Source organism: Streptomyces sp. AK010 (assembly GCF_014207295.1).
Lineage (GTDB): Bacteria > Actinomycetota > Actinomycetes > Streptomycetales > Streptomycetaceae > Streptomyces > Streptomyces massasporeus.
Genome location: NZ_JACHCX010000025.1, coordinates 1 through 25413 on the forward strand (window position 1 = coordinate 1; position 25413 = coordinate 25413).

20 protein-coding genes and 4 pseudogenes are annotated in these 25413 nt (G+C 69.1%); 12 read left to right on the forward strand and 12 right to left on the reverse strand.

Annotated features, from left to right (window positions below):
* A partial coding sequence (locus tag HDC93_RS33140) for a DUF1349 domain-containing protein (protein ID WP_185014528.1) occupies positions 1-513 on the forward strand: 513 nt, incomplete at its 5' end.
* 345 nt (positions 514-858) lie between these two features.
* Here HDC93_RS33140 and HDC93_RS33145 read toward each other — a convergent pair.
* The 3 genes and pseudogenes from HDC93_RS33145 to HDC93_RS33155 all read right to left on the reverse strand — a co-directional run bounded on the left by HDC93_RS33145 (position 859) and on the right by HDC93_RS33155 (position 4280).
* Positions 859-2196 (reverse strand): MFS transporter, encoded by a 1338-nt coding sequence (locus tag HDC93_RS33145; RefSeq protein ID WP_185014529.1) that lies wholly within the window; start codon positions 2194-2196, stop codon positions 859-861.
* A 112-nt stretch (positions 2197-2308) separates the two neighbouring features.
* Positions 2309-3414, reverse strand: a pseudogene (locus HDC93_RS33150) (LLM class flavin-dependent oxidoreductase).
* Between the two features lie 98 nt (positions 3415-3512).
* Positions 3513-4280: an MBL fold metallo-hydrolase gene (locus HDC93_RS33155; protein ID WP_185014530.1), complete on the reverse strand. Its 768-nt coding sequence runs from the start codon at positions 4278-4280 to the stop codon at positions 3513-3515.
* A 78-nt stretch (positions 4281-4358) separates the two neighbouring features.
* Between HDC93_RS33155 and HDC93_RS33160 the strand changes: the two genes are divergently transcribed.
* The 4 genes from HDC93_RS33160 to HDC93_RS33175 all read left to right on the forward strand — a co-directional run bounded on the left by HDC93_RS33160 (position 4359) and on the right by HDC93_RS33175 (position 8759).
* Positions 4359-4985 carry a CGNR zinc finger domain-containing protein gene (locus HDC93_RS33160; RefSeq protein WP_398987347.1) on the forward strand — a complete coding sequence of 209 codons (627 nt, stop codon included), beginning with the start codon at positions 4359-4361 and terminating at the stop codon, positions 4983-4985.
* A 144-nt stretch (positions 4986-5129) separates the two neighbouring features.
* Positions 5130-5735 (forward strand): MBL fold metallo-hydrolase, encoded by a 606-nt coding sequence (locus HDC93_RS33165; RefSeq protein ID WP_185014532.1) that lies wholly within the window; start codon positions 5130-5132, stop codon positions 5733-5735.
* 149 nt (positions 5736-5884) lie between these two features.
* Entirely contained in the window at positions 5885-7261 is a 1377-nt protein-coding gene (locus tag HDC93_RS33170; RefSeq protein ID WP_185014533.1) for an IS1380 family transposase, read from the forward strand.
* A gap of 1108 nt (positions 7262-8369) precedes the next feature.
* The gene (locus HDC93_RS33175) at positions 8370-8759 is read left to right on the forward strand and encodes a helix-turn-helix domain-containing protein (protein ID WP_185014534.1); all 390 of its coding nucleotides are present in this window, start codon (positions 8370-8372) and stop codon (positions 8757-8759) included.
* A gap of 173 nt (positions 8760-8932) precedes the next feature.
* On the opposite strand, the gene HDC93_RS33180 is transcribed toward HDC93_RS33175, so the two are convergent.
* Both HDC93_RS33180 and HDC93_RS33185 read right to left on the reverse strand, forming a co-directional pair.
* The gene (locus tag HDC93_RS33180; protein WP_185014535.1) at positions 8933-9328 is read right to left on the reverse strand and encodes a nuclear transport factor 2 family protein; all 396 of its coding nucleotides are present in this window, start codon (positions 9326-9328) and stop codon (positions 8933-8935) included.
* A 123-nt stretch (positions 9329-9451) separates the two neighbouring features.
* Positions 9452-9853 carry a nuclear transport factor 2 family protein gene (locus HDC93_RS33185; protein WP_185014536.1) on the reverse strand — a complete coding sequence of 134 codons (402 nt, stop codon included), beginning with the start codon at positions 9851-9853 and terminating at the stop codon, positions 9452-9454.
* Positions 9854-11145: 1292 nt separating this feature from the next.
* On the opposite strand from HDC93_RS33185, the gene HDC93_RS33190 reads away from it, so the two are divergent.
* Positions 11146-12252, forward strand: coding sequence for an IS5 family transposase (locus HDC93_RS33190; RefSeq protein WP_398987354.1), 1107 nt, complete (start codon positions 11146-11148; stop codon positions 12250-12252).
* 370 nt (positions 12253-12622) lie between these two features.
* On the opposite strand, the gene HDC93_RS33195 is transcribed toward HDC93_RS33190, so the two are convergent.
* The 3 genes from HDC93_RS33195 to HDC93_RS39470 all read right to left on the reverse strand — a co-directional run bounded on the left by HDC93_RS33195 (position 12623) and on the right by HDC93_RS39470 (position 14836).
* On the reverse strand, positions 12623-13597 hold the full coding sequence (locus HDC93_RS33195) for a TerC family protein (protein WP_185014537.1): 975 nt from the start codon (positions 13595-13597) through the stop codon (positions 12623-12625).
* Between the two features lie 597 nt (positions 13598-14194).
* A complete protein-coding gene (locus tag HDC93_RS39465; protein ID WP_311774694.1) occupies positions 14195-14449 on the reverse strand; it encodes a zinc-binding dehydrogenase in 255 nt (84 codons plus the stop codon).
* Positions 14450-14590: 141 nt separating this feature from the next.
* Positions 14591-14836: a hypothetical protein gene (locus tag HDC93_RS39470; protein ID WP_311774695.1), complete on the reverse strand. Its 246-nt coding sequence runs from the start codon at positions 14834-14836 to the stop codon at positions 14591-14593.
* 414 nt (positions 14837-15250) lie between these two features.
* Between HDC93_RS39470 and HDC93_RS33205 the strand changes: the two genes are divergently transcribed.
* A complete protein-coding gene (locus HDC93_RS33205) occupies positions 15251-15571 on the forward strand; it encodes a helix-turn-helix domain-containing protein (protein WP_311774696.1) in 321 nt (106 codons plus the stop codon).
* 76 nt (positions 15572-15647) lie between these two features.
* Here the strand turns inward: HDC93_RS33205 and HDC93_RS33210 are convergent.
* Positions 15648-16158, reverse strand: a pseudogene (locus HDC93_RS33210) (ABATE domain-containing protein).
* A 172-nt stretch (positions 16159-16330) separates the two neighbouring features.
* On the opposite strand from HDC93_RS33210, the pseudogene HDC93_RS33215 reads away from it, so the two are divergent.
* A pseudogene (locus tag HDC93_RS33215) lies at positions 16331-17127 on the forward strand (MBL fold metallo-hydrolase).
* Positions 17128-17336: 209 nt separating this feature from the next.
* On the opposite strand, the gene HDC93_RS33220 reads toward HDC93_RS33215, so the two are convergent.
* The 3 genes and pseudogenes from HDC93_RS33220 to HDC93_RS33230 form a co-directional block, all read right to left on the reverse strand.
* Complete coding sequence (locus HDC93_RS33220) at positions 17337-17630, reverse strand: Tn3 family transposase (protein WP_221517453.1); 294 nt, start codon at positions 17628-17630, stop codon at positions 17337-17339.
* A gap of 298 nt (positions 17631-17928) precedes the next feature.
* Positions 17929-18250 (reverse strand): annotated as a pseudogene (locus tag HDC93_RS38975) (aromatic amino acid lyase); the annotation flags it as partial.
* Positions 18251-18753: 503 nt separating this feature from the next.
* Positions 18754-19266, reverse strand: coding sequence for an Lrp/AsnC family transcriptional regulator (locus HDC93_RS33230; protein ID WP_185014538.1), 513 nt, complete (start codon positions 19264-19266; stop codon positions 18754-18756).
* 388 nt (positions 19267-19654) lie between these two features.
* Here HDC93_RS33230 and HDC93_RS33235 point away from each other — a divergent pair, with 388 nt between their 5' ends.
* From HDC93_RS33235 to HDC93_RS33250, 4 genes are all read left to right on the forward strand, one after another.
* The gene (locus HDC93_RS33235; RefSeq protein WP_311774697.1) at positions 19655-21085 is read left to right on the forward strand and encodes an aldehyde dehydrogenase family protein; all 1431 of its coding nucleotides are present in this window, start codon (positions 19655-19657) and stop codon (positions 21083-21085) included.
* 682 nt (positions 21086-21767) lie between these two features.
* On the forward strand, positions 21768-22907 hold the full coding sequence (gene solA / locus HDC93_RS33240) for an N-methyl-L-tryptophan oxidase (protein ID WP_185014540.1): 1140 nt from the start codon (positions 21768-21770) through the stop codon (positions 22905-22907).
* A 275-nt stretch (positions 22908-23182) separates the two neighbouring features.
* Positions 23183-24280 carry an ABC transporter substrate-binding protein gene (locus tag HDC93_RS33245; RefSeq protein WP_185014541.1) on the forward strand — a complete coding sequence of 366 codons (1098 nt, stop codon included), beginning with the start codon at positions 23183-23185 and terminating at the stop codon, positions 24278-24280.
* Positions 24273-25412, forward strand: coding sequence for an ABC transporter ATP-binding protein (locus tag HDC93_RS33250; protein ID WP_398987363.1), 1140 nt, complete (start codon positions 24273-24275; stop codon positions 25410-25412). Before HDC93_RS33245 ends, HDC93_RS33250 begins: the two co-directional genes overlap by 8 nt.
* Position 25413: the final 1 nt, after the last annotated feature.

The window sequence follows — 25413 nt, forward strand, 5'->3', positions numbered from 1 at the left end:
GGAGTGACCTCCCTGACCGGCGCGGGCATCGATGTATGGCGCTCCGGCACGGCATACGACGACGAGTATTCCGCCGCCTACCGGACAGGGGCCGCCGGCACGTCCTCGACCGTCACCGTCCGCGTCGCCCGTCAGGACAAGACCAACAACTGGGCCAAAGCCGGCCTGATGCTGCGGAACAACATCGCCTCCGCCGGCCCGTCCACCGGGTACCTCGTCCTCGCCACCACCCCGGGCAACGGGATCGCCCTGTCGTCGGACTCCAACGGTGACGGCTACCTCGACACCAACACCCACAAGACCGGAAGCGCCACCGTCGCCCCGGTCTGGCTCCGCCTGGTCAGGAGCGGCACGTCGGTCACCGGCTCCTACTCCGCCGACGGCACCACCTGGACCACTGTCGGCACCGCGACACTGACCGGGGCGAACAGCACCCTGGACGCGGGGATGTTCTCCACGGCCCACGCCGGAAGCATCGGCACAGCGAGCTTCGGTCAGTTCTCCGTCAGCTGACGCAGCTGTTCGGGTCACGATCTCCGAAACGAGCTCCGCGTGCCGATGGGACCTCCGCACCGGCACGCGGAGCGCCGCCATGTCCGGGCCGACCTGCGTGCGGCATGGCACCGCCCACGCGCCATCGACGGGGCCGTACCCATCCCTGCAACATCAGCCGGGGCGTGCAGACCCCGCCTTTCCGGTGCCGGGCCACGCTTGGCGGATCGAGTTCCCCGTACCACTCGCCCTCGCCGCACCCGTCCGGGCCCTGCCGCGCGGCGCCGGCGCGGGCTGCGGCCGCGCTGCCCCCTCGGCGGGCCCGAGCATCCGTGGAAGGGTGCGGGCTGTCTGTTCGGCGCCGGTTTACCGGCGTTCCGAGGAAGGTGTGCGGGGTGAGCTTTTCTGGGCGGTGACGATCACTGCCGGGAGGAGAGCAAGTGCGAAGGCAGCGCCGGTGAGGGCGAGCAGGGGGTAGCTGGCTGCAGCGACGACGATTCCGGAGGTCATGCCGCCGGTGGCTCCGGCGATGGCGATGGCGACGTCGACCATGCCTTGGGTCTTGGCTCGCGTGGCCAGGGGGACGGCGTTGGTGATGATGGTGGTGCCGCTGACGAGGCCGAGGTTCCAGCCGATGCCGAGCAGGATGAGAGCGAGGGTGAGCAGAAGGACGGAGTCGGCCGGCACGGTGGCCGCGAGGGTGCCGGCGGCCAGCAGGGTCAGGCCGGATGCGGCGGCCGTTGCGGTGGGGCCGTAGCGGTCGGTGAGCGCTCCGGTCAGGGGGGGGGAGGGCAGGTACATCGCGCCGACGTGCAGGGCTATGACGAGGCCGGAGGCGGCGGTGCTGTGGCCGTGGTCGTGCATGTGCACGGGGGTCATCGTCATGATCGCGACCATGACGAGCTGGCTGAGGACCATCACCAATACCCCTAGCGGCAGGCCGGGGCGGGGGTGTGCGGTGCGATGCGGGGGGCCGGGCGCCGCTCCTGCGTCGGCGCGCTCTGGTGCCTCTGCTGCCTCTGGTTCGGTGGGGAGGGTGCGGGCGAGCAGGAGGGGGTCGGGGCGCAGCCAGATCAGCAGGGTCAGTGCGGCCAGGGCGAAGGCGGAGCTGGAGACGAGGAACAGGCCGCTCAGCGGGGGCAATGCGAGGGCGGTGGCGAGGCGTCCGGCGGGGGCAGTGAGGTTGGGGCCCACGACGCCGCCCACGGTGGTGGCGACCAGGACGGTGGACAGGGCGCGGGCGCGGTGACGTGGGGCGGCCAGGTCGGCTCCGGCGTAGCGGGCCTGGAGATTGGCGGCGGTGCCGGCGCCGTAGAGGAAGAGGGAGATGAACAGCAGGGCGGGGTCGTCGAGGGCGGCAGCGACGACGACTCCGGCGCCGCCGAGCGCGCCTGCCAGGTAGCCGGCGGCCAGGCCGGGGCGGCGCCCGCGGGTCTGCGAGACGCGGCCGATGATGACGGCGGCGAGGGCGGAGCCTGCGGTGAGCAGGGCGCTGGGCAGCCCGGCCAGGGTGGTGGAGTGGAGCATGTCCTGAGCCAGCAGGGCAGCAACGGTCACGCCGGCCGCGAGCCCCACGCCGCTGAGGACCTGGGACGCCAGCAGGATGACCAGGATGCGCCTTTGCGTCTCAGGTATAGAAGGCGCAGCAGTGGCCGATGGGTCGCCCGTCGGCCCGCTGGGGGGCGTCGTCGCAGTGTTGTGCATGGTCTCTCCGTTACAAGCCCAGCGGTGGTGGGCGTGGTGTTGCGGCGCCTGATGTGGCTGCCTGTCCGACTGCTCGTTGGGGTTTGCGCCCCCTGCCGGCAGTGAGGCCGGTTTAGCGCGCGGACGCGAGGACCGGTGTGGAGGGCAGGGTGTAGGCGTCGGCGATGAGTTCGGTCGAGTGCAGGAGCGCTTGAGGGGTGTGGCCCACGCTGGCGATCATGATCTCGTCGGGGCGGGCTGCCTCGTGCAGGCGGTTGAGGTGCGCGGTGACCTGGTCGGGGGTGCCGTGCAGGACGGTGTTGGTCCAGCGGTCGAGAACGTGCTGTTCGGAGGCGGTGTAGCGGTAGGAAGCCGCCTCGTCGGGGGTGGGTACGAGGTAGGACTTGCCGTGGAGCATGCGCATCATGCTGTGGGCGTAGCTGCGTGTCTGGCGCAGGGCCTCGTGCTCGTCGTCGGCGGCCATGACGGCGACGCTGGCCAGTGCGTACGGCTCGGCCTGGACTGCTGAGGGGGTGAACCGGTCGCGGTAGAGCTGGAGGGCGGCGGCGACGTGGTCGGGAGAGAAGTGCGCGGCGAAGGCGAAGGGCAGGCCCAGGCGGGCGGCGAGCTGGGCGGAGTATCCGGAGGATCCCAGCAGCAGACCGAGGGGCGGCCGGTCGTCTGCGAAAGACCGTTCTCCTTGTCCTGTCCCGGTCCGGGCACAGCGTAGACACGCTCGCGGTAGGGGTGCTCTTCGGGGAAGTCGTCGCCGAGGAAGCGCAGCAGCTCGACGAGCTGTTGCGGGAAGTCGTCGTCGTCCGAGCGGCCTCGCCGCAGGGCGGCGGCGGTGGCCTGGTTGGTGCCCGGGGCGCGGCCCAGGCCGAGGTCGATCCGGTCCGGGGCGAGGGCCTGCAGCAGGCCGTACTGCTCGGCGACGATCAGTGGGGGGTGGTTGGGCAGCATCACGCCGCCCGCCCCGAGCCGCAGCCGCGTGGTGTGGGCGGTCAGCCGGGCCAGCAGGACGGCGGGGCTGGAGGAGGAGACGCCGGGCATGGAATGGTGTTCGGTCACCCAGTAGCGGGTGAAGCCGCGCCTCTCGGCGAGTTCGGCCAGGGCGATGCTGCCGGACAGGGCGTCAGCGGCGCTGATGCCGCGGCCGGCCAGGACGGTGTCGAGGACGGACAGCGGCGCGGGAGCGCAGCCGCGGGCCGTGCCCTTGATCGGGTCGTTCACAGGGATTCCTTCTGCGATGTGCCGGCCTGGCGCGAGTGGGCGGGGCCGGTAAAGGGGCCGCCGCGGTGCGCTCCTGACGCACCGCAGCGGCCGGGCGTTCGGTGTCAGGCCAGTTCGACGCGGTCGATCAGTCCGGCGGCGGTGAAGGCGTCCACGAGCTGCTCGCGGCCCTCGGTGAAGTGGGCCCAGCTGTCGAAGTGGACCGGCACGATCCGGCGGGCGCCCAGGATGCGGGCGGCCTCGGCGGCTTGAGCACTGTCGAGCGTGAGCAGCGCGCGGTCCAGGACGGGAGTGCGGACCGCGCCGGCGAACAGTACAGCGGTGTCCACCGGGCCGAAGCGGTCGGCGATCTCACGGACCAGGGAGAGCTGGGCGTTGTCGCCGCTGACGTAGACGGTGGGCAGGCCGTCACCACTCAGGACGAAGCCGACGACCTCTCCGACAACGGGCTCGAGGTCCGCGCGTGCCCCGGGACCGTGCAGGGCCGGAACGCCGGTGACGGTGATCGTGCCACCACCGGGGCGGTCGAGCTCGATAAACTCCCAGTCCTTCAGGGGGCGTGCGGTGCCGCCCAGCCGGCCCGCGCCACTGGGCGTGGTCAGTGTCAGGGGGACATCGGCGAGCAGGGCCCGGCCCGAGGCGTCGAGGTTGTCGTCGTGCTCGTCGTGCGACAGCAGCACCACATCGATACGGCCCAGATCAGCGGGCGCGGCGGAGGCGGGCGCGGTCTTGGCCAGCCCGGAGGGGTAGGTGCCGGGGGCGTCGAAGGTCGGGTCGGTCAGGAACCGCAGCCCGCCGTACTCGATGAGCGCGGTCGGACCGCCGAAGACACGGATGGGGACCTGCTCGCTGGACACGCCGGTTGCTGCCATGACGAGAACCACCTCACGGATAGATTGGCTTACATCCGTGACCATAGGAGTTTGTCACGGATGAAGGCAAGCTGTAGCGTGAGGTGCGTGAGTGAGACCGATGCCGCCACCACCGTTGACTCTGTCGACCCCGGGTTGCCGCCGGCACCGGGCGCTGAGCACTACCCCGCGCTCGACCTCTCCAACAGCGCCATCGCCCTGCCGGGCGGCCAGTTCCTCGATGCGTTGGGCACCCCCTCCGGCGCCAACCAGTGGCTGGTGGACCACAACCTGGCCCCTGCGGACGCCGGTATGCAGGAGATCTGCGCGGCACGTCTGCGCTCCCTGCGCGAACAGGTACGAGCCTTGCTCGCCGCCCAGGTCGGCGGCCACCCTGCCCCCGCCACCGCGCTGGCGGCCGTCAACGACGCCCTCACACGGGTCCCCACCGCCTCCCCGCTCGGCTGGGATGCTGTCCGCGGCATGCACCGCACCGCCCCGCACCCCATCGACCAGATCGTCGACCAGGCCCTCGGCATCCTCGCCGCCGACGCCGCCGACCTGCTCACCGGACCTGATGCCGAACGCCTGACGGCCTGCCCCTCCACCCCCTGCAACCGCTACCTGCTCCGCGCCGGGCGCCGCCACTGGTGCTCGGTCCGCTGCGGCGACCGAGCCCGCGCCGCCCGCGCCTACGCCCGCCGCACCCAGACCACCGCCGACTGAGTTCGGCCACCCCCGCCCCGCCGCCGGTTCACCGGACCCGCTCCGGGGCGTGGCTTCGCACACCCTCAAGCCCCCGGCAAGGACGGCACACCTCGCCCTCCATGCCGGCCATTCCCCACGATCAACGAAGGACCATCACCTCTCATGACGGCCACATTCACCCTGCTGACCACCGGCTACGACAGCCTCGACGCACGCAATGCGGACCGCGACGGCCGCCAGAAGCCGTGGCACGTCGCCTCGACCGTCGGCCTCCTGTGCGACGGCGACACAATCGTCGTCGTCGACCCCGGCATGGTCGAGGACCGCAAACTCATCCTCGACCCGCTCGCCGCCGCCGGAATCAGCCCCGAGCAGGTGACCGACGTGGTCTTCAGCCACCACCACCCCGACCACACCCTCAATGCCGCCCTCTTCCCCCACGCGCGCGCCCACGACGTCTGGGCCGCCTACCACAACGACCTCTGGTACGACCGGCCCGCCGACGGATACCAGCTCTCCCCCTCGATCCGCCTGATCGAAACGCCCGGCCACACGCCCCAGGACATCTCCACCGTCGCGGAAACCGCCGAAGGGACCGTCATCCTCACCCACGCCTGGTGGAGCGTCCACGGCCCCGCCGAAGATCCCACCTCCGATGACCGCGAAGGCCTGCGCGCCTCCCGCCGCAAGATCCTCGCCCTCAAGCCCTCCCTGATCGTCCCCGGCCATGGAGAGCCCTTCGTCCCCGACGAGAACACCCCCATCTGACCGCAGAGGCCCCCGAGACGGCTCTAGCCTCGCGCTTTCATGAAGCGGGCTGTCCGGCAGGCGGTCAGGGAAGCAGAAAGTGCCTCTGACCAGCGAGAATGAGGATTGCTGAGGTCCTTGTTCTCGCCCCTGTCGGAGGCACTTTCCAGGTGAAGCAGTCTACCGGGTCCTATCCCCATGTCCTTGTCCGGGATGACGGCCGGGCCGTGGTCTCGCAAGCCGGTTCGGTCCTGTTGGTCGAAACGGTCCGCAAGATCGGCCTTGACCAGGCGATATCCGCAGCCCTGACCCCGTGGCGGAGACCGCGAGCCGTCCACGACCCCGGCAAGCTGCTCATGGACCTCGCGCTGGCGGTAGCACTCGGCGGCGACTGCCTGGCCGACGTCGCGATGCTGCGGGCCGAGCCGGGTGTGTTCGGCCCGGTCGCCTCCGATCCGACGGTCTCCCGTTTGATCGGCACCCTCGCCGCCTCCGGCGAGAAGGCGCTGACCGCGATGCGCACCGCACGTTCCGAAGTCCGCAAAAGAGTATGGGAGTTGGCCGGCGAGCGGGCTCCGGATGCCGGCGGGCAGGTGACCGTGGACCTGGACGGGGTCCTGGTCGTCGCGCACTCGGACAAGCAGGACGCAGCCCCGACCTGGAAGAAGACATACGGACACCATCCGCTCATGGGCTTCGTCGACCACGGCCCGGGAGGAACCGGCGAACCTGTCGCAGCCCGCCTCCGGCCCGGCAACGCTGGCTCGAACACGGCCGCCGACCACATCACCGTCGCTCGCCTCGCCCTCGCTCAACTGCCCAAGAAATACCAGCGGGGACGGCGGACACTGATCCGCTGTGATTCCGCGGGCGGCACCCACGAGTTCGTGGCCTGGCTCGCCCGGCGCGGACGCTGGCTGTCCTACTCGGTCGGCATGGTGATCACCGAGGCCATCCACGAGCACGTCCTGAAGATCCCCGCATCGGCCTGGACGCCTGCGGTCGAATCGGACGGTGAGGTCCGTGACGGGGCCTGGGTCGCCGAACTCGACGGTGACCTGCTCGACGGCTGGCCGCAGGGCATGCGGTTGATCGTCCGCAAGGAACGGCCCCATCCCGGGGCCCAGTTGAGGATCACGGACGCGGACGGCATGCGGATCACCTGCTTCGCCACCAACACGCTCAACCAGCCGATCGCCCAACTCGAACTCCGCCACCGGTTGCGAGCCCGCGCCGAGGACCGCATCCGGGCCGCGCGAGCGACCGGACTGCGCAACCTGCCCCTGCACGACACCGCGCAGAACCAGCTCTGGCTGGAGATCGTTCAGATCGCTCTCGACCTGCTGGCCTGGATGCCCATGCTCGCCCTGACCGGCAGAGCCCGGCTCTGGGAACCCCGCCGCCTGCGACTCCGCCTGTTCTCCGTGGCCGGCCAGCTCGTCACCACCGGCCGACGCCGCATCCTCCGCCTCGCCCGCCACTGGCCCTGGACCCGCGAGATCACAGACGCTCTCGAACGGCTCGCGCTTCTACCGAACCCCGGCTGACCAGCAAATTCGCCTGTCCCTACGAGAAGAGGACCCAGCCCGGAGCAGTGGAACCCGGCGCCCACCCGACGCGACACTCGGGCCGCCAGCATGCCCGCCATCAACCACAGAAAGCGAAACGGTCCACCGACTCCGTCGGCGGACCGTCATGCAAGATCGAGGCTAGTACGCAGTCGTCGTCCGATGCCTGCTCGCGGTACGCCTGCTGGATCCGGCCCGGCAACTGACGATCACCCCAGGTCCGACGGCCCCGGGCGAGCTGCCAGGCCGACGCTGTGCGACGGAGCGGGCGACGCGGCCGGCACCTGGGTTTGCGCAGCCCGTTGCCGACTTCACGGCTCCTGAAGACGCGTTCGAGGATCGGGAGAAGCCATGCGGTCCGGTTGCGCGACGCGCCACCGGCACATGACGTATGGCACCCAGCCCGTACATGGGCTGGGTGCCATACAAGACGCAGCGCCCCAAAGCCAGGAACGAAGAGCGCACTCAGTCGCGCCGCGGACGGCGGACGCCGTCGCCACCTGGAAGACCTACGGCTATCACCCACCGACGGGGTACTGCGACCAGGCCCGCAGCGGGCCGGGGGTAATCAACGCCGGCCGACACAGGCAGAACCGTTCCAGGTCGTACCAGAGGGGCAGGAAACCGAGGGGCGTACGTCGATCGCCTTGGCCTCCTCCGCCGGGAAGGCAACGGCTGCGAAGGCACCGCACACGATGGCAGCCAACACGGCGATGCTGCGGGACTTGCTGAGGACAGCACTCACAAGAACTCCTAGTAGGTTGGACCAACTGATAACTGACATCCGTGGCGGCAGCAGTGATCGACTCGCAATCAACTCGCCGTCTACACGGATGCGTTGAGCGTCGAGCGCTGAATTGCGCCCGTCGGCCGGCAAGTCTCACCGGCCGAAATCGAAGCGTAAAGTCGGGGCTCGCAGCCCTCCCCGACCCTCCGCACTCCCTCCTCAGCGCAGGAAAGTCCTGTCGCCGCGATGGCAGCCGGAAAAGGCGTGGGCACCGGGCTGGCGCCAGACGACTCCCTCGGTAAAAATGCTGCCTGCCGGGTCTTATACTTACCGCCGGTAATAGTCGCCTCGATACAACCAATGAGGACGTGTGACGTGCCAGAGTTTCCGGCCTTCGATGTCATGACGGCGACCTGCCCGTCCCGTACCTCACTCGCCCGCATTGCCAACAAGTGGACGGCCATGGTGGTCATCGCGCTCAGCGCAGGCCCCATGCGCTTCCGTGACCTGCGCACCGGCGTCGACGGCATCAGCGCCAAGGTCCTCACCGAGACGCTCCGGGACCTGGAACGCGACGGAATCGTCACCCGGCACGTCTACGCCGAGGTCCCGCCCCGGGTCGAGTACGAGTTGACCGCACTGGGGCGCACCTTGTATGTCCCGCTTCAGGCACTGGGCCGCTGGGCCGAGGAACACTACAGCGAGGTACTCGCGGCACGTGAGAGCTACGACTCCCGCCAGCGACCGTGACCGGTTACAAGAGGTAATGCGTGGCGAACGTCGTGAAGGTGGTGCTCGTCGACCTGTTCAAACAGGGCGGATCCTGATCGTCGGCAGCGAATTCGTCGGCGCCGAGACGGCCGCCACGGCTCGCGCGCCCGGAGTTCGCCGGACGACTTTCGCCTGGCCAGGATGCGGGCGGCCTACTCCCCCCAGAAGGCGTCCTCGGCCGCCTGGTCGCCGGAGAACAGCCACATCTCGACGATCTTGCCGTCCTTGATGCGCAGAACATCCACGCCGTCCATGCTCATGGACGCGTCCTCGCGCCGACCAGCGAAGTGGATGGAGGCGGCCACCGTGTCGCCGTTGCCCATGAGAGCGTGGATCGTGTCGATGACGAAGGAGCCCTGACTGGCCTCCATCATCCCGCCGAGCATCGCGAAGACGGCGCCGCGCCCCTTGTGCTCACCGGAGAACCGGTTAGCGCCCGGCTGATGCCAGACGACTTCCTCGTCCAGAAGCTCGCCCACCTTGGCCAGGTCACCCTTCTGTACGGCCTGGAAGTACTCACGCGCGATGTCGATGTTCTTGCTGGTCATAGCCACTTGCTCCTTACGCCCCCACAGAGAGGCAGCACGACACACAGTTACAGCGGATGCGAGGCGCGACGCGCGCGACTCGGGTGGATCAAAGACGGTGGTCAGATTTCGGCGGATCCGCCCTCAGGTATGGCCCCAAAAGCCGTCCTCGCCCTGTTGGCCCGCCGATAAGAGCCAGACCTCCGCGACGCGCTCGCCCTCGATCCGCAGCAGGTCGACGCCGTTCATCTCCATCTCCACGCCGTCACGCTTGGCCGAGAAGTGGACAGGTGCCGCGACCAGCGAGCCGTTCACCATAGGCTCCATGGTCGGCTCCAACGCGAACGTTCCGTCGGTGACCGTCATCATGCCGCTGAACATCTCGCCGATGGCAGCCGCCCCGCGATGCGTACCCGAGAAGCGGTTGTTGCCCGGCTGGTGCCACACGATCTCGTCGGCGAACAAGCCCGTGACGGTGGCGAAGTCCTTGACGGAGACCGCGTCGGCGTACTGCCGGGCGATCCGCAGCGCGGCGGTGGACGCCATGGCCGGCCCCTCTCCTTGGGTCAGTTCGTCCTGCTGCACCTCCATACTCACCCATCGGTAACCGGTCACCTCAACGTAACCAATGGGATGACGTGACGCACGCCACAATCCCTCTAGGGTATTGCCTGGGAGTAGAGGGCCCGGATGGCACCAGGTCGCCCCTTGCGAGCGCCTGCTTCGGCCTGCCGTCAAGTGCAGGAACCGCCCCACGTACGCCTTCAGCTCGGCCTTCTCCGGGATGAGTTGCCCAAGACAGAGGCAGTGACCGATCTCAGGAGTGCGGAGGGCGGCGGCCATTCGACGGCCTCTCGTCTCGGTGCTCGGTGTGGTGGCTTGAGGCATGGGCGCAGCCCACCCGCAGTCGGGCCCGCCGGACGCCTCGTCCGCCACGTCTACTGCGGATTCATCCATGGAGCCACAACGACCGTCATCTTGCGGCCCCTGCCGCCGCCTCCTCACCGCAGAGCACCACGCCGGACACCGGCCCCGGGCCGCCCGGACTCCGGCCCGCCGAACGGGAGGGTCCGGCGGGCTCGCTGGACCGGCAGGTCATCGTGTGGGGGCCTGTGACCGGCCTGGCCACCTGCACCCTGCTCGTGAGTAAGTCCCCGCGCTGCGGCGGATCTTCGACCGCAGGCATCCGCCGATACGGGCCACCTGCCCAGCGGCCGGCGTCAAGGGCCGCCGGGGCGCTGCTGCCGCCCGGGCACTCGGGGGATCGGACTCCGGGCGGCAGTTCAGGGGGCGGCGCCCATAATCAAGGTCGGTAGTCAGCAACCTCAAGGTAACCAATGAGGCAGCCCCCACCTGGCAGGCGAACGTCTGGATCCCGGACCGCCATCGACAGGGCGCGGGAGGCGACGAAGGCACGGTTGGCCTCGCCTACCGTCTCCAACTGACGACGCAGCAACTCGCGGCGCACCGCCCATACGGCGAAGACGAAGCGCAGCGAGAACCCCCCTACGATCAAGATCCGCACCATTCCCGGGTCAGCCCGATGCACCGGTCTGCGCGGGGCAGCCAGCCGGCTGAACGACGTGGCACCGGCTGCCTGCCTCGTGCACCGGTTGATCACCGAGGCGAATGCGGTGATGAGCGATCGATCCGCTCCGATGCCTCGGTGCGCGTCAAACCGCCTGCCCGGCCTCAGAAGCCATCCGCTTACCGCTCGGCAGGCTTGATCAGTCGAACACGGTTCCTGTTCGGGTGACCTCTCGGCGGTCGGGGCATAACGGCAGGGCCTCCTGGTAGCTCGGGGTTGCGATCCCAACCGAGCAGCACCAGGAGGCCCTGTGGCGCAGTCTTTCGTGCTCGCGTCTTTGGAGTCCAACGCGCCGTCTCCGGCGTGTGACTGTCTCGCGCACAGGTTCGGCAACGCGGCGGACGGGCCGGAGCGCGTGCGGTGTTACGGCTCCGACCTCACGGAGGCGGAGTGGCAGGTCATCCGACCGCTGCTGCCGGTCCCCGCGTGGCTTCAGGGGCGGGGCGGGCGGCCGGAGGGCTATTGCCACCGCGTGATGCTGGACGCAGTCCGCTACGTCGTCGACAACGGGGTGAAGTGGGTCAACCTGCCCTGTGACTTCCCTCCGTACCGGCGGGTGCACGCCTTCGCTCGCCGCTGGCAGGTGACGGGCTTGCTCGCCGAGCTCCACGACCGGTTGCGCGACAAGGTGCGCCAGAAGGAAGACCGTGAGGTGGACCCGACGGCCGCCATCGTGGACTCGCAGTCACTGCGGGCAGCGGCGAACATTCCGCGCTCGACGTCCGGGTGGGACGGTGGAAAGAAGGTGGGCGGCCGCAAGCGGCACCTGGTGGTGGACTGCCTCGGCCTGGTCCTGGCCGTCGTGGTGAGTGCGGCGAGCGTGCAGGACCGCGACGCCGCACTGCCCTTGCTGGAGCGGCTGCGCACCATGTACTTCTCCATCCGCCTCGTCTGGGCGGACGGCGGCTATGCGGGCCGGCTCGTCGACTCGGCGGCCGAGAAGCTCCAGCTCACCCTTGAGATCGTCAAACGCACCGACGACACCAGCGGGTTCGTGGTGCTGCCGCGCAGGTGGGTGGTGGAGAGAACACTGAGCTGGCTGATGCGCTCGCGCCGCCTGGTGCGCGACTACGAGACGCTGCCCGCCATGCACGAGGCCATGGTGCTGTGGTCCATGACCATGCTCATGAGCAGCCGCCTGGCCGGACGCCGCCCCGGCGCCTTCAGCCGGCCCGCGCCCCGAATGGGGAGAACACCCCCGGCCGCACCTGGAGCGCCCACCCCCGCTCGACCAGGCGTTTCGCCTTCGACCGCAGCCCCTCGACCTTCGCCGGAACCGCCTGGAGACCCAGGGCTGCGGCCAGCTGCTGGCACCGCATGCCCTCCCGGGCCGCATCCGACTCCAGCACGGACATGATCCGCTGGTAGTCCGCAGGCAGGACCGTCGCTGTCATGCCCTCGGCCCGTCTGGGAACCACCGACCCCGCCACCGCACTCACCACCGGCTCCGCGACCGCGACAGGCGGCTCCGCCAGCACCTCGGCCACCGTCACACGGGCATCCGCCAGACGCTGAAGTTCCCGCTCCGCCTCACCGAGCGCGGCCTGCACCCGCTCGGCCTCCTCCCGCAACCGTGCCACCACTTCCCGGACCCTCTTCTCCCGGGCCTCCAGCAGACCGAGCACCGACGGCACCAGCCACCTCCACAAGCGAGACGAACGGACGAACCACGCCCATCTCTCCCGCCGCCAACCGGAGTTCATGCCCACCCAGCCCGAACTAAACGATCACGTTCGGAAAGCGGATGGCGTCTCAGCCGCCGCCTGCTTCTTCGAGGCGCGCAGGCTGGTGATCGTGGTGACGGTCAGAACGAGCACGATGAAGCTCAGCGAGAAGGGGATGCTGATCTCGGGGACGTGCACGCCCGACTCGTGCAGGGCGTGCAGAACCAGCTTCACGCCGATGAAGCCCAGGATGATCGACAGGCCGTAGGAGAGGTGGACCAGCTTCTTCAGCAGGCCACCGATGAGGAAGTACAGCTGACGCAGGCCCATCAGCGCGAACGCGTTGGCCGTGAACACGATGTACGGGTCCTGCGTCAGACCGTAGATCGCGGGGATGGAGTCGAGGGCGAACAGCACATCGGTGGAGCCGATCGCGAGCATCACGACCAGCATCGGGGTCATGATCCGCTTGCCGTTCTCGGTGATGAACAGCTTCGTGCCGTGGTAGCGGTCGGCCACGCCGAAGCGCTCCTCCGCCATCTTCAGCAGCTTGTTCTCCTGGTACTCCTCCTCGTGCTGGTCCTTTCGCGCGTCCTGGACCAGCTTCCAGGCCGTCCAGATCAGGAAGGCGCCGAAGATGTAGAACACCCAGGAGAAGGCGGAGATGATCGCCGCGCCCGCCGCGATGAAGATCGCGCGCAGCACCAGGGCCATGATCACGCCGACCATCAGCACCCGCTGCTGGTACTGCGAGGGCACCGCGAACTTCGCCATGATCAGCACGAAGACGAAGAGGTTGTCGACACTCAGCGACTTCTCGGTGATGTACCCGGCGAAGAACTCACCCGTCGGCCCGCTCCCACCGAAGTACCAGAGCCCCAGCCCGAACAGCACGGCCAGGACGATCCACACCACCGTCCACGTTCCGGCTTCCCTGACCGACACGTCGTGCGGCTTGCGGCCGACGAAGAAGTCGACGGCGACGAGCACACACAGGGCTACGACTGTCAGCAGCCACACGCTAAGAGAGACGTTCACTGGTACTCCTGGTACAGGCGGGGATGGGACATTCGCTTTCCCTGTGGCTGCTATCCGCAATGGCACACCGGCGAGAAGCAGCGGGGGCGCGACGGTCAGGGCGAACGCTTGGAATGCGCGGCACGAGTAAGGGAATCAGCGGGGTTCGGCATGGTGGCTCCATCCTCGTGCGGCATGGAGAATGGTGACGGAAAGCGGTCAGGCACCTCAACGTAACTACTGCACAAGCGTGGCTCACATCACAACAAGACGTCGGTCCGCCTCTGTTGGAGAGCGCCGAACCGCCGTTGGCGGCACATCACCTCGTACGCGGAATCGCCCCACTCCTCCAGGACCCGTGGCTCGTCGGGGCGGAGATGGCCACGCCGCCGTCACCTGCTGGTGACGGCGGTACTGGTCCACCGGCGGGCGGCGGCGAGTTCCTTCGCCCGTTCGCGTACCTCCTCAACTGAGGCGGTCACGTTCGGGCCGGCCGCGTCTAGCAGCGCGTTGAGCCGGGAGGCGACGGGCGTGGGGCCGTCAAGCGCCTGGTGGGTTGCGGCGGCGCCCCGCTCCACCGTGCCCTTCCCGCCGCAGTGCCTGGACTGTTGGCCGGCTTCAGGGGATGAGCACGATGCGTCCGGGCAGGCCGCCCTCGGCCAGGCGCGTGTGGGCCTCGGCCGCGGCGTCGAGCGGGTAGGTCTCGGCGACGCGCGCGAACACCACGCCCAGGTCGGCCAGTCGGGACACCTCGGTGAGCAGAGCTGCGTCGGACTGCACGCTGACGGCCTCGACGCGGACGCCACGCTCGGCGGCCGGCTCGCTGCCGGGCCACAGGCCGGCGTAGGCGCCCCCCATCACGGACGGCGTCAAGGGCGGGCTTCCCCAGGTTCGCGGCATCCAGCACGCCGTCGAAGGCGGCCAGCTCCAGGGTCTCGCCGCGCGCCAGGAAGTTCTCGGCGCCGCGGGCGCGTGCGAAGTCCTCGACGACGGAGTTGTCTGCCCCGGTGACCTTCAGGCCCTGGCGGTGGGCCAGCTCCACCGCGTGCGCCCCGACGCACCGCCCGCGCCGACGACGAGCAGGCTCTGGCCCGGGGCCAGATCGAGCAGGCCGAGCAGCTGGGAAGCGGTCGTGGTGTTCAGCGGCAGCGTGTCGGCATGGGCGTCGTCGAGGGAGACGGGGGCCGGGGCGAGGATGTCGGCGTCCACGACGATGAACTCGGCGTGGGTGCCCAGCGGCTTGTGATGTCCGGTGACCACGGCCTTCACCTTGATCCGAACCTGCCCTTGGCCGGCTCGGGCACCGGGTGCTCGGTGATCTCGACGGCCTCGGGGCCGCCGAAACGGGACACGGTCACAGCGCGCATGGTCATGGTTCTTTCCTTCAGGTAAGGGCTTGGAGGCGGCCGGCACAGGAGGCGTGCGGGTCCGCGGGATGCAGGGCAGGGAACTGCCCGCTCACACGCCCAGGACGTTGTTTCTTACGTTTGGTGCGTAACCCCATCGTGCGTCACCATGGAGAGCGATACAAAAGGCACATGCATGTGCGGACGGGAAAGGCAGGTGCGTGGTGCAGGCTGACACCGAGGGCGGGCGGGGCGGGCCGATCGTCGTACCCGGCGGGGGCCGTGTGCCCGCTGGCCGGCCGAGCAGGGCGAGACGATCCGGCAGATTGTGGACCGGGTCGGCGACAAATGGACCGTCCTGATCATCGGAACCCTGAAGCACGGCCCCCTGCGCTACACCGACCTGCAAAACGCCGTCACCGGCATCTCCCAGCGCATGCTCACCCACACCCTGCGCCAGCTTCAGCGCGACGGCCTGGTCACCAGGACCGCCTACCCGGAAGTGCCTCCGCGCGTCGAGTACGCGCTGACCGGCCTGGGCGCCACCCTGCTCGACGCCGTCACCGCACTGATCGACTGGGCCGGCACCCATCACGACGAGATACAACACCATCGTGCCCGCTACGACGCGGCGACCGCCCAGGGCTGACGCAGGGCCGCAGCGGCCGACACGGCCGCCCGCGGGATGAGGGGCCTGATCGCAGGCGGGGACTCGCGTAGGTGCGTCAGTCCGTACCGGACCGGGCGCGGCGGGCATACGCGCGGGCGGCGCGGGCGCGGTCGCCGCAGCGGGTGGAGCACCAGTGGCGGCGACCGTGGTGCAGCAGATAGCGGTTACAGGGCGGGGAGCCGCAGGCGGTGAGGCGGTCGGCGTCGGGGCCGGTGAACAGATCGGCGGCGTCGGCAACCAGGCGGCCAGGGCATGGTCCACGGCGGCAGCGGTGGGGTGGGCGGTAACGCGGTAGTGGCCCTGTCGTCGTCCCATTGCAGCAGCGGGGCGGTGGGCACGCAGGTCATCGCGTCGTTGACGGCTGCGACGGCGGCAGGCCAGGCCGGCAGGCCCTCGGTGCGGGAGGCGAACAGCGACCTGAGCTGTTCACGCAGCGCACCCAACTGCGCCGCGCACATCTCGCGCATTCCGACGTCGACAGGGGCGAGGCCGCGTTGCGAGAGCCAGTGATTGGCCTGCGCAAGGGCGCCCAGAAGATCGGCCGTGCGCCCGCCGGGCAGCGCGATCGCACTGTTGGCGAGGGCGAGGGCGGGATGGTCTTCCTCGCCCGGGGCCGGGCGACAGGGCGGCTTCTTCGATCACAGACTCTCCACTTCTCATGGTACGACTTGCACTCATCCGTGAGAAGGGGCTACTTTGCTCTCACGTTTCACATTAATCCATCCGTGAGAGATCCTCTTGTCCCCCGTGTCCGCACCCGCTGGCCACTTCCCCGTCCGTACGTTCGGCGGCCCGACCGCCCTCCTCGAATACGGCGGCCTGCGCTTTCTGACCGATCCGACCCTCGACGGTCCCGGCGACCACCCCGCACCCCCCGGCGCTCCCGTCCTGACCAAGACCCCCCCCCGCCACCGGCGCCCCCGCCGACCTCGGCCCCGTCGACGTGGTCCTGCTCTCCCACGACGAGCACTTCGACAACCTCGACATATCCGGCAGGGCCCTGCTCGCCGGTATCCCGCTCACCCTCACCACCCCCGACGGCAGCAAGCGCCTCGGCCAGAAGGCCACGGGCCTGGCCGACTGGGAGTCGGTCGAACTGGAGCGCCCCGGCGGTGGCACGGTCACCGTCACCGGTGTCCCCGCCATCCACGGCCCCGGCCCGCGCGAAGAGGTCGAGTCGCTGTCCGGCCAGGTCGTCGGCTTCGTCCTTGACGGAGAGGGACTGCCCACGGTCTACGTGAGCGGCGACAACGCCTCCCTCGAGGTGGTCGGGCAGATCGCCGAACGTTTCGCCCCGGTAGACACCGCCCTGCTCTTTCGCCGGCGCCCCGCGCTTCTCGATGCTCTTCGGCGGAGAGCTCGCCGTCCTGGACAGCGCCCAGGCCGCCGAAGCGGCCCGAACCCTCGACGCCCGCCGCGTCGTCCCCGTCCACTACGACAGCTGGGCCCACTTCACTGAGGGCCGCGACGACCTGGAGGCCGCGTTCAAGGGCGCCGGTCTTGCAGACTGCCTGGACTGGGGACACCACGCCTGACGCATCGCTGTCGCGCCACGGAAGGCCTCAAGCGCGACGGGTTCGGGCAAGGCGGCGGGTCTTGCTGGTGATGAGCCAGGCGAGCTTCAGATCATCAGCGCAGCCGGACCCTGCCCAGGTCTTGATGGGGCCCGTACGCTCCAGGCGCTCGGGCGAGGAGAGCGATGTTCCCCGCCCAAGCGCCTGGCACGTCCCGGCCGACGGGCAGCTCAGGCGGCCTGGCCGAGGCCTTCGGCGGTCACGTTCTCGTCGCGGAGCTGGGTGAAGTCGACGTCCAGTTTCGTCTCGTACGCCTCGGGCTGGATGCCGAGTTCATGGGTGCTGTACTCGCCGAACCAGTTGATGTGCTCGGTCAGGTACGGCGAGATGCGGGCCAGGTCCTCCGGCTCGATCGTCCAGCCCTCGTCCAGCAGCTGCCGCACGATCTCGCGGGGCGCCCCGGGCTCGTGCAGGCCGCGACGCTCGCCCGTGATCTGGGCATCCCGCGATCGTCGCCTGACCACATCCTTCACCGTTCTGGCTGACCGCGGCTCCGTCACCTACGTTCCGGCGGAGCAGGCGTACGGGCTGGGGGGGCGCCTCCTTCGAGGTGGGTTCCGCCTGTCTGCGCCACGAGCCCCTGGAGCGGCTCGCCCGTCCCATCCTGCGCACCCTCGCAAGCCGCCTGGGCCAGACGGTGCACCTGGGCATCCTGCACGGTTCGGAGACGGTATATCTGTTCAAAGACAGGCCGCCCGCGGGCCGGGCCGGTGACATCAACATCGCCCTCGTCACCGACATCGGCGTAGAGCTCCACCGCGAGCACGCAGCCGAGTCCGTCGATGGCGCGGCACAGTTTGCGGGCGGCGAACCAGTCCATGGAGACGTGGTCCTCCTGCATGGCACTGGAGGGGATCGAGTCGGTGGAGGCCGGTACGGCGAGCCGCTTGAGCTCGGATACGATCGCGGCCTGCGTGTACTGCGCGATCATGTGACCGGAGTCCACACCGAGATCGTCGGCCAGGCAGGCGTTGAGGCCGCGGTTGCGGGCGGGGTCGAGGAGCCGGTCCGTGCGGCGCTCGGAGATCGAGGCGACATCGGCAACCGAGATGGCCAGGAAGTCGAGCACGGCGGCGACCGGGGCGAGAGCTGACCCGCAGGGTCTGAGGCGTCCCCACAGCGCGGCGCTGACAGGCCCCAGGCAGGGGCGCCATGTACGTGCGCCTTACCGGTGCCTGAGCCCCCGCCCGTCCACGCCGCAAGGTGTGCGTGTCGGGGCGCTGACGTCCCCATTACGGCCGCTTCGCCCAGCCCCTGGCTGGTGGCGAGGGAGGAGGGGTGGGATGGGCGGCGCGGACGCAGTCGGAAATCGGGGCGCCCCGTCCGAAAGCGCGTCGGCTGGGCCGTCGGACCAGTGGCGGGCTCGGTGGGTGGTGCTGCGGTGAAAGCCGGAGGCGCTGAGGTGGCGTTCGCCACGAGGCTGCACTGCCAGGGCATCGAGCAGTCGCTCTTGCCCGTACCGCTCGCCTTCACTTCCGAGCTGACGTTGCACGATGCCGTGGAGATGAAGGGGCACCGTCGCGGTCACTTCGACAGGCCAGGAAGGCTGTGGGAACGGCGATGGAGTGCACTCTCTCGCGCTGAAGGTCAGCCGAGGCCGGACGACCGGTGCGGGACGCCGGATGCCTGGGTCGGCAGGACCAACGATCGTTGGTGTACCTCGTGGAGTACCAGCAGTGTCCGGGTGGCGGCGACTCCTGGAATGCGGCGGATGTCGACGTCGATGAAGGACCGCAGGTGTTCGGTGTCGCGCAGCCGGGCCAGGATCAACAGGTCGAACTCGCCGGCGATGTCGGCGGCGTACTCGACTTCGGGGATGGCACTGATCTGCGCGCTGAACGAGGTCCATGCAGGTTTCAAGGGGTCGGGTGACGTCTTGAGCAGCAGGACCGCGGAGATGGTGAGCCCGACTTTCTGCGGGTCGACGCAGACGGTCAGGCTGTGGATCACGCCTGTCTCCCGCATCTGCGCGAGACGTGAGTACGCCGTGGCGCGGGAGACCCCTGCGGCCTGACTCAGTGTGCTGATGGGCGCCCTGGCGTCAGCCTGGAGCGTGCGCAGCAGGGTCAGATCGATGTCATCGACCGGACGATTCACCATGTTGGAACCCCTTCACCATCTCATCGTGCATCACCGTCGGCTGACGGGCCCGTTCTGTCCAGCCTTGTCGGCAAACTCTGGACCGCCCTCCCGGGGTGTTTTAGCTTAACGGCCACCCGCAGCTGGAGGTCGATCCCGCGAAGTCGGGGCCACGAGGGAAACTCCCTCCCCCCATGTCCCTGACATTCGATGCGCGCTGCGCTGGTGGCACGAAGGAGCAGCATGTCCAGTTCGAGGCTTCAACCACGGCCTGCCCGGATGGGTGCCGGCGCGGTGGACGGACGCGGAGACCTTTACGCCCTGGTGTCCGACATCGCCAGCATCCAGCAGCAGCTCGGCACCGATGGACCCATCGTTCCCGCATGCCCAGCATTCGAGGAGGTCGCTCGTGACTGACATCTTGCTCTCTCCGCACATCCAGGTCGACGATGACCAGGGCTGCGTCCCTGTGCACAACCCGTACAGCGGTGAGGCCATCGGGTCAGTGTGCGCGACCGGGGCGGACGCCATCGGGGACGTCGTGCAGCGGGCACGACGCGGGCGCACCACCGCGCAGACCATGTCGCGGGCTGCCCGTGCTGCGGTACTGGACGGCGCGGCTCGTCTCATCGAACAGCGCCACGAGGACTTCTCCCAACTGATCGTCGGCGAAGCGGGCAAGACCATCATCCAGGCGCGCAAGGAGGTCAGCCGTGCGGTGAACACCCTCGCGCTGTCCGCCGCCGAGGCGCGGCGCAACGCCGGTGAGGTCCTGCCGTTCGACGCCTACGAAGGGTCGCAGATGCGACAGGGGTGGTTCACCCGGGAGCCGCTCGGCATCATCGCGGCGATCACCCCCTACAACGACCCGCTCAACCTGGTGGCGCACAAGCTCGGCCCAGCCATCGCCGGCGGCAACGCGGTGATCCTCAAACCGTCCGCCTACACGCCGCTGTCCGCGCTCCGTCTGGTCGACACCCTCATCGAGGCGGGTCTGCCCGAGGACGTCGTCACGGTCGTCAACGGCGGTGCCGACATCGGCTCGGCGATCGTCAGCGCCTCCGACGTACGCATGGTGTCGTTCACCGGCGGATTCGCCACCGGCGAGGCCATCTCCCGCACAGCCGGGCTCAAGAAGCTGGCCATGGATCTCGGCGGCAACGCCCCGGTCATCGTCATGGACGACGCGGACTTGGACACGGCGGTGGAGTCGTGCGTCTCCGGCTCTTTCTGGGCCGCGGGCCAGAACTGCATCGGCACGCAGCGGATCCTGGTGGCCCGCGAGGTGTACGAACGCTTCCGCGACGCCTTCGTGGCCCGGACGCTACGGCTGAGGATCGGGGATCCTGCCGACGAGCGCACCGATGTCGGCCCGATGATCACTCGGCAGGCGGCGCTCAAGGCCCAGGCGATGGTGGACGCCACACTCGCGCGTGGGGCAAAGCTGCTGTGCGGCAGCGAGCTCCAAGGGAGCCTCTACACCCCGACGGTGCTGGAGAACGTCGCCGCGGACTGCGACATCTGGCAGGAGGAGGCGTTCGCTCCCGTCGTGGTGCTCCGTCCCGTCGACTCCTTCGAGGAAGCCGTGGCACTCGCCAATGAGACCGATTTCAGTCTGCACGCGGGCATTTTCACCTCCAGTCTTGATCAGGCCATGGCAGCGGCCCGGCTACTGGAGGCCGGCGGAGTGATGATCAATGATTCCTCCGACTACCGCTTCGACGCCATGCCGTTCGGCGGTTTCAAGTACGGCAGTATGGGCCGCGAAGGTGTGCGCTTCGCGTATGAGGAGATGACCCAGCCGAAGGTCGTCTGCATCAATCAAGCGGGCCAGCCATGACCTCGCGCGCCGGGAGATCACCACCGACCCGTAGGACTGCGCACCGAGCTTGGCCGCGGCGGGAATTGCGGATACGTCGAGCCAACCGGTACCGACCTGTGCCTGCGCTGTCACGGCCCCGTCCTGGACGGCTACGGCTTACCGCTGGCCACTGTGGTCGTCTCCATGCCCGATGTGCGCTTCGAGCCCGACCTGATGCCCGAACCGGGGCGGCTGGTCGCCGCGACGGCGGCGGAGACCACCGTCCGCCACCTGGGCTGACAACGGTCCCGCGGGCCGCGAGCCTGCGCCCCGGTCGTCTGCTGCGCCTGCCCGCTCGACGGAAGGGGACCGCAGTGCGCTGCTCGGCCGCCTCTTGAAGACGGAAGATCTTCGTCGCCTTCCTCTACGGCCAGACTAAATTTCATCCGGTTTTGCCCTGTTGATCCTCGGATTCTCGGTCGAACCCCACTTGACGCCTTTCACAGTCGCCTGTCATGTTTTTCGCCAGAATCTGGCACAGGATTCGACATTGCGGCACCCCCTCACGGGAGATCCCGAGGAAGCGAGCCGGAACTCCGAGACACGGGCGGTTACAGACTCTGGGCCGTCGAAGCGCCCGGCCCTCGCCCACACCATCTCGAATCGAACAGCCTCACGTCGGGGCCCAGCATGCGTCCCGACGCTGCGAAAGGAAACCCCTGTGTCAGCTGCCAAGAAGCGCGTCGCCGTCGTCGGCACCGGCACCATAGGCAGTCAGGCCGCCTGGCGGCTGGCGGCCCGCGGCGCCGACGTCGTCGCCTACGACCGTTTCGCGCCCGGTCATGACCGCAGTGCCGCCGGCGGTGAGACTCGCGTCTTCCGCAGCTTGCACACCGACAACGGCCGGTACGTACCGCTCGTACGCCACGCCGACACGCTCTGGAAGCAGTTGCAGGCGGAGACGGGTCGGGAGCTGCGCCGGCTCACCGGGTGCCTGTACATGGGGCCGGCTGACGACCCCGGCATGCGCAAAGCCCTGGAGGTCATCGCCGAGTACGGTCTCGACCATGAGGTGCTCGACGCCGAGGCGGTCGCCAAGCGATTCCCGCTGCACCGCGTCGACGAGGGCGACCTGGTCATCCTGGACCGGTACGCGGGGTTCATCCGGCCCGAGCTGACGGTCCAGACAGCGGCCCGCCGCGCCGAGGAGCTGGGCGCCCAGATCCGCCGCTACACGCCGGTGAGGGAGGTCAAGCCAGTGGCCGGGGGAGGCGTAGAAATCCGTACGGAGACCGGCACGGAGCGCTTCGACGCCGCGGTGGTCACCCCGGGTCCCTGGGTGGGGGACCTGCTGCCGGACCTTCCGTGGCAGGTGAACGTCTACCGTCCGGTCAGCGCCTGGTTCCTGCTGACCGAAGACCACCGGGGCGGCGCGGAGGCACCCAACTTCTGCCGGATCGGGCCCAATTCCTTCTACGGGCTCCCGTCCCCGGACGGCGTCTCCGTCAAGCTCGGCCTGTTCCAGGCCCACCACCAGCCCGTGGACGACCCGAACCGGCTGAACCGGACCGTCGCGCCGGAGGAGCTGGAAGCCTTCACGGCGGTGGTCCGCCGCTACCTGCCCGGTCTGAACCCCGACCCGATTCGCTTCTCCGCCTACATGGAGGGCTACACCGACAGCACCCGCCCGCTCGTGGGCCCGCTGCCAGGCTGCGACGACATCATCCTGCTGGCCGGTTTCTCCGGCCAGGGCTTCAAGGTCTCACCCGCCATGGGCGACATCGCCGCGGACCTCGCCCTGGAGGGACGCACCGCCCACTCGATCGACTTCATCACGACTCTCGGCCGCACTGCGGCCTGAACGGGTACGAGATGCCACTGACCATCGGCCCGCCGCAGGCCGAGCGGAGGAGCGAAAATCAGGGCTCCCACCACCGCGGACCTCTGCCCTTACGCCCGCGGACGTTCCTCTGATCTCTAGGGAATAAACGGGCTCACCGTCGTCCCAGGAGCCGAGCTCGCCGCCATCGCGGTGCCCCACGAGTGGCAGGCGCGCCCCGCCGCGCACACATGGCACCACCCCTCCCCACCCCCGAACAGCTGGTCCCCCACACTCACATTGCAAGGAGATTTGTCATGAGTGATCCCATGATCGGTCGCAGAGCGCTCCTGCGTGGAGCAGGCGGCCTGGCAGCCTTCGCCGCACTGCCCTCCCTCGCTGCCTGCGGCACCGGCACCAGCCGTGTCTCGTCCGGCGGCAGCGGCGGAAAGACGGTGATCGTCCGTAACAGCGGCGGTTCCTACGGCGACGCCGTCCAGAAGGGTGTCTACGGGCCGTTCACCCGGGAGACCGGCATCGCCGTGAAGGTCACCAACCTCCAGGCATCCCAGATGCAGGCGCAGTTCAAGCAGGGCCGTCCCCAGTTCGACCTCATCGACATCGGGATGATGGATCTCGCCAAGTTCACGGCCCAGGACGCCCTGGAACAGCTGGACCTCGACCGGGTCAAGAGCCTGAAGAGCGCAAAGATTCCCGAGAACCAGATCACCGACCATTCCATCGCCTACAGCCTCTACGCCAACTGCATGGCGTACCGTACCGACGCCTTCGGCGGCAAGAAACCGGAGTCGTGGGCGGACTTCTGGGACACCAAGGCGTTCAAGGGCAGCCGTTCCATGGGCACCCCGGACGCCGACCTGCCGGAGCTGGAGTTCGCGCTGCTGGCCGACGGCGTCCCGATGGACAAGCTGTACCCACTCGACGTGGACCGCGCCTTCAAGGTGCTGAGCCGGCTGAGGCCCGACATCAAGAAGTTCTGGGACAGCGGCCCGCTTCCCGGTGTGCTTCTCAGCCGCGAAGAGGTGACGATGTCCACCGTCTGGGACGGCCGGATCGCCGACCTGCAGAAGCAGGGCATCCCGGTCGAGCGCCAGCTCAACGGCGCCCGCCGCCAGTTCCAGGGCTACGGCATCGCCAAGGGCGCGGTGAACGTGGATGCCGCCTACCAGCTGATGGACTACGCGCTGCGTCCCGAGGTCGCGGCCCGCCTGGTCAAGCTCTTCCCGGCGAGCCCCTCGTCTCCGGTGGCCTACCAGAAGCTCACCGAGGAGGTGCGCGACTCACTTGTCGGTTCGCCCAAGTACTACAACAAGGGCTTCGACGTGGACATCGACTGGTGGATCAAGAACGAAGCGGCCGTCAGCAAGCGTTGGCTGGAGTGGGCTCGTGGCTGAATTCGGTGTGGTCACAACGCCCGTGAAGATGGCCGGCGCCAGGTCGGCCACCGCGACCGGCAAAGCGCTGTCGGTCGTGGCCCTGCGCAAGACGTACGGGGACGTCGTCGCTGTCGACGAGGCGTCCATGGAGATCGCGGCCGGGGAGTTCGTCACCTTCCTCGGCGCCTCGGGGTCGGGCAAGACCACGACCCTGATGATGATCGCCGGATTCTGCGAGCCGGACTCCGGCACCATCACCGTCGGGGGCCGCGACGTGACGCGGCTCGCCCCGCAGAAGCGGGGGCTGGGTTTCGTCTTCCAGCAGTACCTCCTCTTCCCGCACATGACGGTCAGCGAGAACGTCGCCTTCCCACTCACTCTCCGCGGAGTGCCCAAGGGCGAGATCCGCAGGCGGGTCGGGGAAACCCTGGAGATCGCGGGCCTGTCCGGGTTCGGCGGCCGCAAGCCACGTGAGCTGTCCGGCGGTCAGCAGCAGCGCGTCGCCCTGTGCCGGGCGCTGGTCTACCGACCTCCGGTCATCCTCATGGACGAGCCGCTCGGCGCGCTGGACAAGAAGCTGCGCGACCAGCTCCAGCTCGAGATCAAGACCATCCAGCAGGAACTCGGCCTGACCGTCATCTATGTGACGCACGATCAGGAAGAGGCGCTGGTCATGTCCGACCGCATCGCGGTGATGCGCAACGGCCTGATCGAGCAGTTCGACACCCCTCGGGAGCTGTTCGAGCGGCCGAGGACCCCCTTCGTCGCGGACTTCCTCGGCGCGGCCAACTTCCTTGCGGGCCGCGTGGTGCAGAACACCAACGAGCACACCGTGGTCCGCCTCGACCAGTCCGGTGGCCTGCTCAAGGCGCGACGCCACGAACTGGCCTCCGGCACCCCGGTCACGGTCGCCGTCCAGCCTGGTCGGCTGCGGGCCGTCGCCCCGGACGACGGCTTCGCTACCGGCACGGTGGAGACCGCCACATACGTCGGCACCCTGGTCCGCGCCGGCGTGCGGATCGGCGGCCTTGACGGGTCGCTGCTGCGCCTGGAGGTACCGGCCGGCCGAGGACCTGTCGGCGGCGAGCGGGTCGGGGTCACCGTCGACTCCGAGGACGTCAACCTCTATCCCGTAGAACAGGGCGGGTGAG

Excerpts from the sequence above, each read along its gene's own strand:
- HDC93_RS33145 (WP_185014529.1), bottom strand. The coding sequence starts at position 2,196 with ATGCACAACACTGCGACGACGCCCCCCAGCGGGCCGACGGGCGACCCA.
- HDC93_RS33175 (WP_185014534.1), top strand. The coding sequence starts at position 8,370 with ATGAGGACGTGTGACGTGCCAGAGTTTCCGGCCTTCGATGTCATGACG.
- HDC93_RS33155 (WP_185014530.1), bottom strand. The coding sequence starts at position 4,280 with ATGGCAGCAACCGGCGTGTCCAGCGAGCAGGTCCCCATCCGTGTCTTC.
- HDC93_RS33185 (WP_185014536.1), bottom strand. The coding sequence starts at position 9,853 with ATGGCGTCCACCGCCGCGCTGCGGATCGCCCGGCAGTACGCCGACGCG.
- HDC93_RS33180 (WP_185014535.1), bottom strand. The coding sequence starts at position 9,328 with ATGACCAGCAAGAACATCGACATCGCGCGTGAGTACTTCCAGGCCGTA.
- HDC93_RS33165 (WP_185014532.1), top strand. The coding sequence starts at position 5,130 with ATGACGGCCACATTCACCCTGCTGACCACCGGCTACGACAGCCTCGAC.
- HDC93_RS33230 (WP_185014538.1), bottom strand. The coding sequence starts at position 19,266 with ATGGTGAATCGTCCGGTCGATGACATCGATCTGACCCTGCTGCGCACG.
- HDC93_RS33245 (WP_185014541.1), top strand. The coding sequence starts at position 23,183 with ATGAGTGATCCCATGATCGGTCGCAGAGCGCTCCTGCGTGGAGCAGGC.